Annotated in this window: 11 protein-coding genes; 6 read left to right on the forward strand and 5 right to left on the reverse strand. The window is 50.7% G+C overall.

Translation table 11 applies throughout. The features are described 5' to 3' along the window. The first annotated feature begins 13 nt into the window (after window positions 1-13). A complete protein-coding gene (locus ACYVK4_RS27750) occupies window positions 14-1378 on the forward strand; it encodes a monooxygenase (protein ID WP_461130833.1) in 1365 nt (454 codons plus the stop codon). Between the two features lie 118 nt (window positions 1379-1496). Here ACYVK4_RS27750 and ACYVK4_RS27755 read toward each other — a convergent pair whose 3' ends face one another. Further along, window positions 1497-3677: a DEAD/DEAH box helicase gene (locus tag ACYVK4_RS27755; protein WP_461130834.1), complete on the reverse strand. Its 2181-nt coding sequence runs from the start codon at window positions 3675-3677 to the stop codon at window positions 1497-1499. Between the two features lie 23 nt (window positions 3678-3700). Here ACYVK4_RS27755 and ACYVK4_RS27760 point away from each other — a divergent pair, with 23 nt between their 5' ends. Beyond that, complete coding sequence (locus ACYVK4_RS27760; RefSeq protein ID WP_461130835.1) at window positions 3701-3949, forward strand: hypothetical protein; 249 nt, start codon at window positions 3701-3703, stop codon at window positions 3947-3949. Between the two features lie 201 nt (window positions 3950-4150). Next, window positions 4151-4381, forward strand: a complete 231-nt coding sequence (locus tag ACYVK4_RS27765; protein WP_461130836.1) for a DUF2905 domain-containing protein — start codon at window positions 4151-4153, stop codon at window positions 4379-4381. Here ACYVK4_RS27765 and ACYVK4_RS27770 read toward each other — a convergent pair. The 3 genes from ACYVK4_RS27770 to ACYVK4_RS27780 form a co-directional block, all read right to left on the reverse strand. Continuing rightward, window positions 4350-5921: a hypothetical protein gene (locus ACYVK4_RS27770; RefSeq protein WP_461130837.1), complete on the reverse strand. Its 1572-nt coding sequence runs from the start codon at window positions 5919-5921 to the stop codon at window positions 4350-4352. The two genes, ACYVK4_RS27765 and ACYVK4_RS27770, sit on opposite strands and share 32 nt — an antisense overlap. 120 nt (window positions 5922-6041) lie before the next feature. Continuing rightward, window positions 6042-6848 carry a sugar phosphate isomerase/epimerase gene (locus tag ACYVK4_RS27775; RefSeq protein ID WP_461130838.1) on the reverse strand — a complete coding sequence of 269 codons (807 nt, stop codon included), beginning with the start codon at window positions 6846-6848 and terminating at the stop codon, window positions 6042-6044. 57 nt (window positions 6849-6905) lie between these two features. After that, complete coding sequence (locus ACYVK4_RS27780) at window positions 6906-7205, reverse strand: hypothetical protein (protein ID WP_461130839.1); 300 nt, start codon at window positions 7203-7205, stop codon at window positions 6906-6908. A gap of 512 nt (window positions 7206-7717) precedes the next feature. On the opposite strand from ACYVK4_RS27780, the gene fbaA reads away from it, so the two are divergent. The 3 genes from fbaA to ACYVK4_RS27795 all read left to right on the forward strand — a co-directional run bounded on the left by fbaA (window position 7718) and on the right by ACYVK4_RS27795 (window position 13631). Then, the gene (gene fbaA / locus ACYVK4_RS27785) at window positions 7718-8797 is read left to right on the forward strand and encodes a class II fructose-bisphosphate aldolase (protein WP_461130840.1); all 1080 of its coding nucleotides are present in this window, start codon (window positions 7718-7720) and stop codon (window positions 8795-8797) included. 411 nt (window positions 8798-9208) lie between these two features. Then, window positions 9209-12523 carry an efflux RND transporter permease subunit gene (locus ACYVK4_RS27790; protein WP_461130841.1) on the forward strand — a complete coding sequence of 1105 codons (3315 nt, stop codon included), beginning with the start codon at window positions 9209-9211 and terminating at the stop codon, window positions 12521-12523. After that, on the forward strand, window positions 12504-13631 hold the full coding sequence (locus ACYVK4_RS27795) for an efflux RND transporter periplasmic adaptor subunit (RefSeq protein WP_461130842.1): 1128 nt from the start codon (window positions 12504-12506) through the stop codon (window positions 13629-13631). Before ACYVK4_RS27790 ends, ACYVK4_RS27795 begins: the two co-directional genes overlap by 20 nt. A gap of 38 nt (window positions 13632-13669) precedes the next feature. Here the strand turns inward: ACYVK4_RS27795 and ACYVK4_RS27800 are convergent, their stop codons facing one another. After that, on the reverse strand, window positions 13670-15031 hold the full coding sequence (locus tag ACYVK4_RS27800; RefSeq protein WP_461130843.1) for a M24 family metallopeptidase: 1362 nt from the start codon (window positions 15029-15031) through the stop codon (window positions 13670-13672). Window positions 15032-15135: the final 104 nt, after the last annotated feature.

Below are 15135 nucleotides of genomic sequence, written 5' to 3' on the forward strand. Positions count from 1 at the left end.
CCGTAAACTGACTATGAACTTCCTGACTTATACCCGATTAACGTTGACCGTTGGCGTGTCGGCGATCCTGCTGAACCTGGTATCCTGCACCAAAGAAAGCACGGATACGCCCACATCAGCAGAAGTGTCTTCATTCGATCTGATCCAGCAAAAAATCCTGACGCCTTCCTGTGCTACGTCCGGATGTCATTTGTCGGACAAGGATGCTACGTACTTTCAACATGCATTGGTCTTAGCCGCAGGTGCTGCGTATCAGAATCTGGTGGGGGTTGACCCTAAGAATACCAGTGCCAAAGCGGATGGGCTGAAGCGGGTGAAGGCTTTTGCTTCTCTGGAGAGTCTGCTCTACCATAAAATTACGACAACCGCCAGCCATCATAGTGGGAAGCAATATGGCAATCAAATGCCATTGGGGGGCGCAGCCTTGTCTGATGGACAGGTTGAGTTTGTCCGGCGTTGGATCGATGCGGGGGCTCCCAAAACCGGTACCGTAGCCGATGCCGCCTTATTGGACGATAAAACGGTTAGCGGTACAGCCTACGAGCCGTTGACGGTTCCGGCCGCCGGAACCGGTTTTCAGATGGCCGTTCCGTCGTTCGACATACAGCCAAATTTTGAACGGGAACTGTTTACCCGAAAAGTGCTGGGCAATATGCAGGATGTGTACGTCAATCGCTACGAGACCAAAATGCAGAGCGGAAGCCACCATTTTGTTGCGTACGATTTCCGGAATAAAACGTCGCTGCCTAGTTTGAATGACATCCGCGATCTACGTAATCCAGATAATTCTCTGAACCTGTTGACGGTGCTGACCATGTCGAACCACGTGTATCTGGCCGGTTCGCAGGCGCAGTATCAGGATTATGTGTTTCCAGAAGGGGCTGCGTTGCTCATCCCGGCGGGTGCTTCGTTCGACCTCAACTCGCACTTCGTCAATAAAACGACGGCAGTGCGGAAGGGTGAGGCTCAGATCAATTTGTACACAGTCGATAAATCAAAGGTCAGGAACATTGTTCAAACGCTCGATTTAGGCAATACAAACCTGCCCTTACCAGCCAAGACTCGCGTAACGCTGACCAAAACGTTTACTTTCAGCAAGCCCCGGAAAATATTGACCCTCACGTCGCACATGCACAAGCTGGGCGAGAAGTTTGTAATTAAAATTGTTGGCGGAGCCCGCAACGGTGAAATCGTTTATACCTCCACCGATTGGGAAAACCCTGAAATCATCACCTTCAAAACGCCCATCGACTTACAGAAAGGAGAGGGGCTTATGTCCGAAATAACCTATAATAACACCACCAGCAAAGCCGTCAACTTCGGCCTCACGAGTGAAGATGAAATGGGGATTATTTTTGGGTATTATTATGAGGAATAGTCAATAAGCGGCTTCGCCTAAGTCGGTAAGTCAGTAAGTGGCTGACGCATGAGTTTTGCTCGCGCGTCAGCCACTTACTGACTTACCGACTTAGGCGAAGCCGCTTATTGACTATATCTTACCGTGCTACTTCAATATTTACCCGGCGACCTTTGATGGTATTGCCTTCCATAGCGTCGACAACGCGGGTGGCTACATCTTTCGGAACGTCGACATACGTGAACTTATCGAAGATATCGATGCTGCCGATGCTGTTTCCGGGAATGTTGGCTTCACCGGCAATGGCACCTACGATGTCGCCCGGACGGACGAAATCTTTGCGGCCAATGCTCACCATCAGGCGGGTCATGTTCGCTTCGCGCTCACGGGGAACACGTTGGTCGTCGCGGTCGAAGTAAGGTTTGCCAGCGCCCGAACGGTCCCGGTCGTTGTTGAAACGTGGCCGATCACCACCGTCATTCCGGCGGTCACCAAAGCGGGACGGTCCGTCGCTACGGGCGCCACCATCATTTCGGCGGTCACCGAAACGGGAGCTGTTACCTCGCTCATCGCGGTCGCCGAAGCGTGACCCGCCCCGACGATCTTCGAAGCGTCCGCCACCTTCACCCCGACCACGGTCGGCGTATTTGTCGCGGCCATTCCGGCGATCATCTTCCAGGTTGAGGTTCTGATCAGCGAATTCGTTTTTCTCCAGACCCATGCTGCGTTTTACCAGCGCGGCTACAATCTGCTCGGTCGAGAAACCGGCATGGTTGAGTTGCGTCAGTAAATCGTCATACAGGTTCAGGTCTTTACTTTCCTGAATCGTCTGTTGCAGTTGCTCGATGAAACGGGCTTTGCGCACACCAACGATATCTTCGAAGGAAGGAATAACACCTTTCTCAACCTTCACTTTCGTATAAGTCTGAATTTCGCGGAAGCGATACTTCTCGTCGCGACCCACGAACGAGAACGCACGGCCCGATTTACCCGCACGACCTGTCCGGCCAATCCGGTGTACGTAATATTCTTCGTCGAGGGGAATGTCGAAGTTGATAACGGCGTCAACATCGTCAACGTCGATACCACGAGCGGCTACGTCAGTGGCAACCAGAATGTTGGTTGTACCGGCGCGGAATTTACTCATGACGTTGTTCCGTTGCGCCTGGCGCAGGTCGCCGTGCAAACCTTCGGCCTGATAGCCCCGGATTTGCAGGTCTTCAACGATTTCGTCGACTTTACGCTTTGTATTACAGAAGACCAGCAGCAGTTTCAGGTCGTACATGTCGATCAGACGACACATTACTTCCACTTTTGCTTTGGCTTTTACTTCAAAATAAACCTGTTCGATGTTCACGTTCGTCAATTCTTTCTTGACGACTTTCACCAATACAGGATCTTTCTGGAACTTCTGGGTGATCTGCATGATCGGCTTCGACATAGTTGCCGAGAACAGGATCGTTTGCCGCTCTTCGGGCATTTCTTCCAGAATGCTCTCAATATCTTCCCGGAAGCCCATATCCAGCATCTCATCCGCTTCGTCAAGAATCATCATCTTAACGTTGTTGAGTTTGAGGGTATTCCGCTCCATGTGGTCCATCACACGACCGGGCGTACCGATTACAATGTGCACACCGCTTTTGAGTGACCGAATCTGCCGCTCGATGGAGTCGCCACCATAGATAGCTTCGATACGAATACCGCGTTTGTATTTCGCCAGTTTCTTGATCTCTTCGGCTACCTGCAACGCTAATTCACGCGTTGGGCAAAGAATGAGCGTTTGCACCGAGCGATCCTGAACGTCGATCAGGTCCAGCGCGGGAATACCAAAGGCTGCCGTTTTACCGGTACCTGTCTGAGCTTGTCCGATAACGTCACGACCGTCCAGAATTGGCGGAATCGCTTCGGCCTGGATGGGCGACGGGCTAACAAAGCCCATATCCGTAACAGCCTGCAATACCTCGGCTGAAATGGCCAGGCTGGAGAATAAAATCTGATTGGGGTCAACCTTAGGCGTTGTTACTTCTGCTGCAGGCGCATTGGGAGCTGCAGCCGTAGGTTCTTCAACGTGAGCAAGGGGCTCATCGGCCACGATAACGACTTTATCGGCCACACCTTCTGCAACGATTTCCGCTGCGGTATCATCAAAACCGGCTTCAACGGCTGGTTTTGCTACTTTCTTTTTGGGAACCTTAGCTGTTTTAGCTTCGGTAGTTGCCGAATCAGCAGGAGCGACCGCGCTGGCGGCCATTTCCGTGGCTATTTTTTCAATATCCAGGAAGTCATCCTGATTGGCTGATTTAGTTGTTTTCGTTTTCATTAATTTGGAAATGATTAAATAAAATGAATCATCCAAACGAAGACGAGTATGTGCCAGTGAACGGCGCGATAATGCGAGAATTGCCCAACGAACCAAGCTGCCCAAACGACCCAACAGGACCATCACCCCGTACCTCTTCAAGGGGGATAAAGACAACGACCGGATCTACCGGTACGACCATTCGACGATTAGCCCACGCGCAAGAGAATTCACTCCGAGTGCCCCACTCGGGAGCGTCCACACAGAAACCCATCCTGTACATCCGTACATAAGCTCTGTCAGACCTAACTCAACACGTAAAAAAGGAGAGAAACAGAGACGCGAACGGATGTCGCTTGTAAAATCTGGTGCAAAAGTACGTATATTTTTACCAAAAAGCAAGTGGCGTGTTGCTAATATTGTATTTATTTGAGAAACAGCTAAGCTAGCTGGCTTGTTTCCAAGAAATAGTTGGCTTTAATTTATATTCGCTTATGACACCTAATGCTGGCAAATACATTATACTGATTGGTGCTGTCATGGTGCTCGTCGGCCTGATCGTTTATTTCTTCGGCGATAAGCTGGGCTGGCTGGGGCGATTGCCGGGCGACATTCGCATTGAAGGGAAAAACGGAGGTGGCTTCTATTTTCCCATCGTGACCTGTATTGTGGTCAGTATCGTTTTAAACCTGCTTATCGTTCTGATCCGTCGTTTTTTCGGGTAGTTGCCTTCTCCGCTCCCGACGAATCGTTGTCTTCGCTGTAGGTCAATTTGTTCAGGTAAAAAACCTCCCGCTGGCCAGCGTTGGCATTTTTTGTGGCTGCAATTTTCTGAAAGCCGCAGGCTATGAAATGCCGGTCATACCAGGCCATCAGGTTGTCCTGAGCCGAAAACGTTACTTTCTCGTTTTCAGCGTTCGTTTTCAATTTAAATTTTTCCGTCTCTTTCAGAATCTTACTGCCCTGAATCACTTCCGTAGTGATTTCGCCTTCGTTGGGGTAAGCCAGTACCATTTTATCGTTGTGCTGCGACACCTGCACCATCTCGGTCAGTTCGGTACTGAGTAGTTCCTTGATCGGGAAGCAGTTGTCCCACAGAAGTTTCCCCTGCTTGTCGAAACCACAGATAAACGCATGCGTGTAGCGGAAACCTTCATAGCGATCGCCCCCGCGCAGGTAACCGCCATAAGCCAGCGTACTGCCCCGGTATTGTGGGTAATAGACTTCGGCAACGAGTGTCAGGCCATCGGGGGTAGGGGTCAAGTCGTGTACCAGTAGTCGATAACGGAATTTATAATCCTTGCCTTCTTCCTTCTTTTTCTGTGCCTTGGCCAGCAGCTTTTGCTGTCGGTGGGGTTTTAAATAATTGAAGAAGTTCTGGAGCTGGGAGAATTCGATGTACTGAATGTCGCTGATCGTTTCTGTCGTAGACACGCTGCCGCCCTCCCCATGATGGATACGGGCTACATAGATACCCTGCGAGTACGGCGTGCAATCGGTAGAGTAATTGCCGACCAGGATAGACTCCTGTAGGTTTACAGGGAGTAGTTTTCCCGAAACCAGGCTGTTCTGTGCCCCGTCGAAGTCGATGGTTCTCAGGAGTTTGCTGTCATAGTTGTACGTGCGGATTGAAAATTTGCAATGACGTCGGAGCGCATGCACCAGCACATTGACTTCCTGCCGGGCTTCGTCAATTTCGAGACTGCTTATTTCCATCCGGTTGGCATACAGGCCGGGCAGTACTTTTACTGTATTGTCGAAAAATGAGAACGACAGCACAACAGGCCGACCGTGGTGATGGCCACTGACGAACGCCTGACTGCCCATGACCTTAAACTGATCGACATCCAGTTGGTCAATTAATTTGCCGTCAAACGTGTCAATGACCCCATCATCGAGATTTAGCCTCAGAAATTGAAACTGGTCGCCATCGTACTCCCGAAAGAGATGATAAACATACTGACCTGATTCGTAAGAGGCTACCGGCTTGAATTCGATGTCCTGTTTATAATCGGTTTGCCACTGCCGTTTAAAGTTAACGTCGTACTTCTGGAAGTTTAGTTTTATGGGTGACCGATCCAAAAAGCTGCCGGTTCGAATAGTCATCAGTACGCCCTGTTCGCCCAGGGGTGTTACATCAAACGACTCGGCTTCGTTGGGGTCAGATGGAATCTCGATCCGCATAGACTGCGCCAGCTGCGCACACACGGGTTTGACACCAAGGGCCAACAGAAACAGACAGACGATGAATAAAAGACGAGGCATGTGGATGAATTTACGACCAGGTGGCCCGGCTGACGACAGGCTCTACGAAGTTACTCAGAATACGCAACAAAAATCATACCCCTTACCCACAACGATCGTTGACGCGCCGGTAAAAAAGAATCAGACTGCCCAGCGTTTTTTCAGGTAATCTTTCATAAATACATTTATATCCCACTGGCTGGCAACCGGTTGCTGGGTGAAGGGAATGGTTGGCAAATACCCCGCCGGACCGAACTCGCAGGTGACGGTCAGGGTAGGGGCATTCGCCTTCTGGAATCGATCCCGGATGGCATCCCACCATTTGGCATGACTTTCGAGGGCGTCTTTCCACTCCGGCGCACGCGGGTCATTTACTTGCGGCCCTTCCGGGTGCCCAACGCGGCAATGGATATGGTCACTAACCCGGATGGCTCGGTTTACGTTTTCCATCTGGTCAGTCAGGTAAGATTCGGCCACGTTCACCCAGTGCGAGTAATCGGCAGTCAGGCGTAACTCCGGCACTTTAAGCAAATAGGACTGTATGGCCGGAGCGCTGTACGAAAACCGACCCCGGTGTGTTTCATGCAGAATCCGAACACCCGTTTGCTTTTCCACCGCCATAGCCACCTGAATTAACTCGACATTCTGCTCGAACGTAAAATAGTCGTGACCGGTATGGGCGTTGATAAACAGCGGCTTATAGGCGGCAATGTCCAGCAGGTCGTCGTGGTACTTCTTCTTGTGTTCACTGAAGTTGCTGCCACCGCCAAACGCCATGAGAATCAACTGCAGGCCGTTGTCATGCGTAACCTGAACGGCTTCGTTTCGTTTATCGGGTCCGGCCGAGATTTCCATGCCGTCGTACCCGGCGGCTTTCACGCGTTTGGCGGCTTCGGTGTAGCCAAGATTTTCCATACCCCAGAGCGGGCAGAAGAAAAGGGTTTTCACAGGTGTAAGGGTTAAATGTACAGATTTAAGAACGAGGTGATACCTTCGAAAAAATCGCTAGGCTACCCAAAGAACCGCTTTGCCGACAATGTTCCAGGATTCGCCCGACTTCTCTAAAAACATCAGGCTACCTTCCCCGGCTCTACCGTCACTAACAGTCGAATAGTAGTACAATGCTTTTCGGCCATCCTCCGAATAAGCAACTTTGGAAAAACGAAGAAAACCACCAAAATCTTCATGATCTTTTCGTAAAGCAGCATAGCCACGATAGTTCGCTGTCTCTTTTCCAAAGTAATACTCCATCCGCTCGTCGGGCCACAAGATTACTTTTTGGCATTGGGGTTGAATCGACTGCATTAACGTAAATTTTGTAAACTGATTGGTATCCAGGGTTGCAATAAAATTTTTCCAGGCGGGCTCCGTATAAAAGGACGATTCAGGGCGAATTAGTAAAGAACGAGGTCGAATCAAATAGGCAAGTCTTGTCTGAGCTTGTGAAAAGTCAAACCGGAATCCATAGCGACTTCGTGTTTCGGAAACGGGTTGAAGAAGCAGAAGCTTATTCTGAAGGTAGGCTTTGCCTGAGTCATTACAAGCCGGGAATGAGTTGATAATGACAGTATATATGGTATAATCTTGTTGGGGTAAAGCAGGATAGGCAGACTGCCCATGGGTGGGGCGGTTGTATAGTACTAAAGTAAAAACAATGAAAAGTATTCCTATTTTGTTATCCATAGGGGTAGAAGCCTTTTCGTAAGATTAGTATTTTTTTTACAATATCCCCAACTTTACCAACAGAAGTCAAATAGGTTAGCCGTCCTCTTTTTCGGTAAACTATTTCTTGAACGAATCCAAAATAAATCCCAATTATGAGTGAAGTAGCCACCCGTTTTGCTCCCGGCGTTGTGACCGGCGAAGGCGTTGCTGAAATTTTTCGCCACGCCAACGAAAATGATTACGCCCTTCCCGCCGTCAATGTTGTCGGCACGGACTCCGTCAACGCCGTACTGGAAACAGCAAAAGCGGTTAACTCTCCGGTAATCGTTCAGTTCTCGAACGGTGGAGGTATTTTTTACGCCGGTAAGTCGCTGCCTAACGATAAGCAACAAGCGGCCATTGCCGGTTCTATTTCGGGTGCTTTACATGTTCACCACATTGCTGAACTGTATGGTGTTCCCGTTATTCTGCACACCGACCACTGCGCCAAAAAACTGCTTCCCTGGATTGATGGCCTGCTGGCCGCTGGTGAAAAGCATTTCGATCAAACCGGCAAACCACTGTACTCGTCGCACATGCTCGACCTGTCGGAAGAGCCAATCGAAGAGAACATTGAGATCTGCGCAAAATACTTTGAGCGCATGGCCAAAATCGGCATGACGCTCGAAATTGAGCTGGGTGTAACGGGTGGTGAAGAAGATGGCGTCGACAATACCGATGTTGATGATTCGAAACTGTACACGCAGCCATCTGAAGTGGCTTATGCGTACGAAGAACTGAGCAAGATTTCGCCAAACTTCACGATTGCTGCTGCTTTCGGAAACGTACACGGTGTTTACAAGCCCGGTAACGTGAAGCTGTCGCCAATCATTCTGGACAACTCGCAGAAATTCATTCAGGAGAAATACAACACGGGAGCGCTGCCGGTGAATTTCGTATTCCACGGTGGGTCGGGCTCAAGCCGCGAAGAAATTCGGGAAGCCATCCGCTACGGTGCTGTGAAAATGAACCTCGACACCGACATGCAGTGGGCAATGTGGGAAGGTATCCTGAAATACTACAAATCGAAAGAAGGCTACCTGCAATCGCAGCTGGGCAACCCCGAAGGTGCCGATTCGCCAAACAAAAAATATTACGATCCACGTGTGTGGCTGCGTAAAGGCGAAGAAAGCATGGTGCAGCGCCTGAAAATTGCGTTCGAAGATTTGAACTGTATCAACCGCCTGGCATAGTCAGTTTTGGTTTTCAGTACTTGTAGAAGTGCCGGGTTAATCAACCCGGCACTTTTTTTATGCGGTTGCCAGCTTAAAGGACGTTTTGCGTGTGGTATGCCTGGCCAATTCAAGCTGAAAATAGACTTTAAATCTGCTGAGTGTTTCTACTTAACTAGTAACCTGAGTAGAAATTATGTCGATGATTTTATAGTAGATTAGGCGGGTTAAAAGCCTCTAAAAGGGGGATAGCTGACCGGTGTTTAATCGTATAAATTCCTTAACTTTCAGTATAATATACCGCTCTATGTGATGTATTGTGGAAAAAATTGGGTTTTATTCGATTCTCCTTCTATACAAGTGATGAGCTGAAAAGAAGAAATAGGAAAATGACTCAACAACGTTATTCATTTAAGATGATTTTAAATTAATATGAATTTGATCCGCTCTGCGTTACGAAAGCCAATTACCATTTTGGTACTCGTAGCCAGCCTTTTTTACTTCGGTATAGGTGCTGTTCGCACGATTAAGATTGACATATTCCCGAACCTGAATCTGCCGGTTATTTACATTTCCCAACCGTTTGGCGGCTACACACCCAACCAGATGGAGTCGTTCTTCGGGAAGCAGTATGTCAACCTGCTGTTGTATGTATCGGGGGTGAAAAGTATTGAGACGAAGAACATTCAGGGTATAACGCTTCTGAAACTATCGTTCTACGAAGGTACTAATATGGCCCAGGCAGCTGCGGAGGTGTCGGCTTACTCAAACCGGGCGCAGTCCAGCTTCCCGCCGGGGTCGCAACCGCCGTTTATTCTCCGCTTCGATGCCTCAACGCTGCCGGTCGGGCAGTTGGTACTGAGCAGCCCGCAGCGGACTAACAACGAACTACAGGATTTAGCCAACGTCTATATTCGCTCAGGCTTTACATCCATTCCGGGACTGGTATCGCCAGCTCCCTTTGGCGGCAACGCCCGCTCCATTGTGATTAAAGCCGATCCGGAATTATTAAGATCACACAACCTCACGCCCGATCAGTTGGTAGCCGCCCTGCGGATCAACAACCAGGCAACCCCGGCGGGGAATGTGCGTATTGGCGACTTCAATTACTTTACGCCCGCCAATACAACCGTCAAAAATATTCAGGATTTCGGGGATATTCCGCTCTATACCGGCTCCGTTCAGAACCTGTACCTAAAAGATGTGGCCACCATTGAAGATGGTGCCGATATTACGCAGGGGTATGTGCTGGTCAACGGAAAACGGTCGGTATATCTGCCCATTACCAAATCGGCGGATGCATCGACCTGGGAGGTGGTGCAGAATCTGAAAGCGGCCCTGCCTCGTTTTCAGGCGCTGCTGCCCGAAGATGTCAAGCTCACCTACACCTTCGACCAGTCGGTGTACGTGATCAACGCTGTCGAGAGTTTAATGACCGAAGGGGCCATTGGGGCTATTCTGACGGGTTTGATGGTGCTGCTCTTTTTGGGTGATGGGCGGGGCGCTTTGATCGTGATCATTACCATTCCGACCTGTATTATCTCCGGCGTGTTATTCCTATCGCTTTTCGGGCAGACGATCAATATTATGACCCTGAGTGGGCTCTCGCTGGCGATCGGGATTCTGGTCGATGAAAGCACCGTAACGATCGAGAATATCCACCAACATATGGATATGGGCAAACCCAAAGCCCTGGCCATTTGGGACGCCTGTAAGGAAATCGCTTTTTCGAAGCTGCTGATTCTGTTTTGTATCCTCGCGGTGTTTGCTCCTGCTTTCACCATGACGGGTATCCCGGGGGCACTGTTCCTGCCGCTGGCACTGGCCATTGGCTTCTCTATGGTTACGTCGTACCTGATGGCTCAAACGCTGGTGCCGGTACTGGCTAACTGGATGATGAAAGAGCACCATCCCGCCAGCAATGGGAAAGCTACTAAGTCAGAACACGTTAACGGCCATGCGATTTCGGCGAACGGAAACGGGAAAGCAGGCGTAAACGGTAAGCATACGCAGGATGATATATTGCAGGAAAAGACAAAGATTGCGCACCGGGTCGATCTGAATAATGACGGTAAGATCAGCTTCTTTGAGCGGATACGTGCCCGCTTTGTGCGGTCGATCGGCCGAATGCTGCCGTACCGTAAAGTCATTGTAAGCGTCTATGTCGTCGGTGCGCTGGCGGTTGCCTTTTTGTTGATCAACTCCATTGGCCGCGATGTGCTGCCCAAAGCGGGTGGGGGGCAGTTCCAGGTTCGTCTGCGTAACCCCGACGGCACCCGTCTTGAAAAGACCGAAGCGACCATGCTCAAGACCATCGACGTGCTGAATAAGATGGTCGGTAAAGAAAACATAGAAATTACCTCCGCCATGGTTGGTATGCACGGGGCTCAATTCTCCACGAGTCCCATCTACCTTTTTATGGCCGGGCCTCAGGAAGGTGTTTTGCAGGTAAGCCTGAAACACGACTACGATGTTGATCTGGATGAATTGAAAGACCGGTTCAGAGCCAGCATGAAGCAAGCGCTGCCGGGAGTGAAACTTTCCTTTGAGCCGATTGAGTTGACGGATAAGATTCTTAGCCAGGGGTCGCCTACGCCCATCGAGGTCAAACTATCGGGTAAGAATAAACAGCAGAATGAAGAGTACGCCAACAAAGTAATTGCTAAACTGAACAAGATTCCGTACCTGCGGGATGTGCAGATTGGGCAGGCTACCAAATCTCCGGCCATCAACGTAAACATCGACCGGACGCGGGCCGCCCAGTTAGGTACGGATATTTCCACCATTTCGCGTTCCCTGATTGCGGCTACCTCTTCGTCGCGCTATACCGAAAAAAGCGTCTGGATCGACCCTAAATCAAACCAGACCTACACCGTTCAGGTGCAGGTTCCTGAAAACCGGATGACCAGTGTTAATGATCTGGGCGAAATACCCATTCTGCCGAACTCGAACCGGCCGGTGCTCAGCGACGTGGCGACCTTGCAGGAGGGAACCACGTACGGCGAAAACGATAATATTGGTGCTATACCGGTGCTGTCGGTAACGGCTAACCTCAACGATATTGACCTGGGAACCGCGGCCCGCGACGTGCAAAAAGCCATCGACTCGCTGGGCGAGTTACCCCGCGGTTTAACCGTTAAAATGCAGGGATTGACGCAAGTGCTCATCGACACGCTGGATAGTCTGCAAACGGGTCTGATCACGGCTATCGTGGTTATTTTCCTGATGCTGGCGGCAAATTTCCAGTCTTTCAAAGTTTCGCTGGTGGTGTTGTGTACGGTGCCTGCCGTATTGGTTGGCTCGCTGGTACTGCTGATGCTGACCGGTTCAACGCTCAACCTGCAATCGTACATGGGCATGATTATGTCGGTGGGGGTGTCGATTTCCAACGCGGTGCTGATGGTGACTAATGCCGAGGAATTGCGGATGCGAAACGGAAATGCGATGCTGGCGGCTCGGGAAGCAGCATCGTTACGGATGCGCCCTATCCTGATGACCAGTGTCGCGATGGTGGTTGGGATGATTCCGATGGCATCGGGTTTGGGCGAGGGCGGTTCGCAGTCGGCTCCGCTGGGCCGGGCCGTTATTGGTGGTCTGATGGCCTCGACCTTCGCTGCCTTATTCATTTTACCCCTAGCCTTTGCCTGGGTACAGGGCAAGACCTCAACCGAATCGGTATCCCTCGATCCCGAAGATAAAGACAGTAAACATTACATTTCCCCTTCGTATGAAACGGCTAATCAATAAACCAGTGCGCAGTTTGCTTACCCTTACAGGCAGCCTGTTGCTGGCGAGTGTGCTAACCAATTGTCAGTCTCCCGAGAGTAAAGCAGAGTCCAAAGAAACGGAAACGGTAGAAGCCCCCGCAGCACTGGAAACCTTTGCGCTGTCGAAGGGTAAATTGGCGTCTTCGCTGCATATACCCGGCGAACTGGTAGCCTTTCGTGATGTGGATATTTATGCGAAAGTGAGTGGCTTTATCAAATCGCTGCAGGTAGATGTGGGGTCTGAGGTGAAGCAGGGGCAACTATTGGCCCTGGCCGAAGCCCCCGAATTGAGTGCACAACTAACCTCGGCCGAGTCGCGGTTGAAAGCGCAGGAAGCGGTATCCATCGGGAGCCGGGCCAATTACGAGCGGGTGCTGGAAGCCAGTAAATTCTCCGGGGCCGTATCGAAGAACGACGTGGATCTGGCGTTGGCCAAACGGAATGCCGATCTGGCTCAGTTGGATGCCGCCAAATCGGCTTACCGCGAAGTGGCTGATCTGAAGAAATACCTCGAAATCAGAGCCCCTTTCAACGGGATCATCAGTGCCCGTAACGCCAGCACCGGCGCGTACATCGGGCCGTCGGGCAAAGGCTCCGAATTTCCCCTGTTTGTGCTAACCGAACAGAAGCGGTTGCGCCTGGTGATTTCCGTACCGGAAGCGTATACCGGTTATGTCGATCAGAACGACCCGGTTAGTTTTACGGTTAAGACGTTCCCCGACAAGAAATTTACGGGCCAGATCAAGCGGCTTTCCGGTGCGCTGGACAAGCGCCTGCGTGCTGAGCGGGTAGAAGTGGATGTCATCAACAATGACCGTAAACTGCTGCCGGGCATGGTCGCTGAAGTAACGCTGCCGCTGCCAACCAAAACGAGTACCTTCGTGGTCCCGAAATCAGCCATTGTTAATTCAACTACCGGGGTCTTTGTCATCCGCGTCAATAATCAGAAAGCGGAGTGGGTGCCGGTCAAGAAAGGACTTGAAGTCGATAATAAAATCGAAATATTCGGTGCTGTTAACGAAGGCGACAAACTAATTACGTCGGCTACCGAAGAGATTCGCGATGGTGCGTCGGTAAGTGTAAAATAATTTTAAAAGCGCGAGGCTCCGGCCTCGCACTTTTAAAATTATTTTACATATCCCAATTTCCTCGGAATCGTGAAAATCTCCGTTTGCCGACCGTCGATGTACCGGAAGGTTTTGCCATCGAAAAAACCGTCTTCTTCGAGCATGATGCGTACCACCTTTTTCCATTCAGGAATCTCTACGGCGGCATTGAGTTCAATGGAGTAGGCGGTGTTGGCTAACAATGGGTAGTCGCCGGGGCCGGGAACACCTTTCTGCTGATCCCACAAACCAATCGTTGGACCGGCCGCGTGCCCGTGAACGCCAATAGGGTGGGAATAGATAGTGCCATTAATTCCTTCCTTTTTCGATTGCTCCAGAGCCGCCAGCAGCATCTGATTGCCGGTTTTGCCCGCGCTGAACTGTTCGGTCAGGATCTCCTGTAAACGATTGCCCTGTTTGAAAGCGGCTTTGATAGATTCGGGAACGTCGGTCTCGCCGGGGCGCAGGATGTAAGCGTGTTGTTGCTGGTCGGTGTTCAGGCGCAGGTAGGTGATGCCGAAATCGACGTGGATCAGATCGCCGGGCATAATGACCTGCTTGTCGGGGCGCTTGGAGAAGGTGCGGAGGTGATTAAAGTCCTCCTTGTCGGACCGTTGCACATCGACTGTTGGGTGAAACCAGGTGTCGAGCCCCAGGTTGGTGATGCGCTGCCGAAACCACCAGACCACATCGTCGGTCGTGGTTACGCCTGGCTGGATTACCTGCTCCGAAAAACCTTCCTGAATAATCTGGTGAGACAATCGGCAAATGAGCGGGTAAATGGCCATTTCTTTTTCCGTCCGCGTTTCGAGCCAGCCAACCGCTACCTTCTCCGCCGACACGATGCGCTTCTGGTAATCGCCGGGCAGCTTTTTGACGAACTCTTCATGCTCCGAAAACGAAAGCCCGTCGGCATGACCGTAATTGGTGGACATGTTCAGACCAATTTTCTTCGGCTTGCGGTCTTCGATGATCTTCGCCAGAGCTTCCCATTGATTCGGCCGAACGTCGATGTCCCACGCGCCTTTGAGCAGGTTGCCAACATCATAGCGGGCAATGGCCAGTTTTTCCAGTTCTTTCCCGTTATCGAAGAAAACGATGATCGTCCGCCGGCGCGCCGAGAGCCAGGTGCTGGGCAGCATGGTTCGCAGAACGGGATCTTCGTTGTATTCGCGGGAGATGATCACCCACATATCAATACCCTCGCGACGCATGAGCTGAGGCAAGAAATTAGTGAAGCGGTCGTCCAGAATTTCGTCGATCACCCGCGACCGGTCGCGTTCGGTTAAAACAGTGGATGGCGACGGATTTTGGGCCTGGGCCGTGTGTAGAACAAGTGAAAATGTGAATAATTTAATCAGGAAGTGTACTGATCGGTGCATAGAGTTCAGGGTATCAACAGTTTGTAGCAAGATACGCAAAGACGTTATAGATTTTTAACAGGGGGGTAAACAACGTTTGCCGGTCAATGTGCATCTTGCCTTTA

The sequence above is a fragment of the Spirosoma aerophilum genome (genome assembly GCF_054782495.1).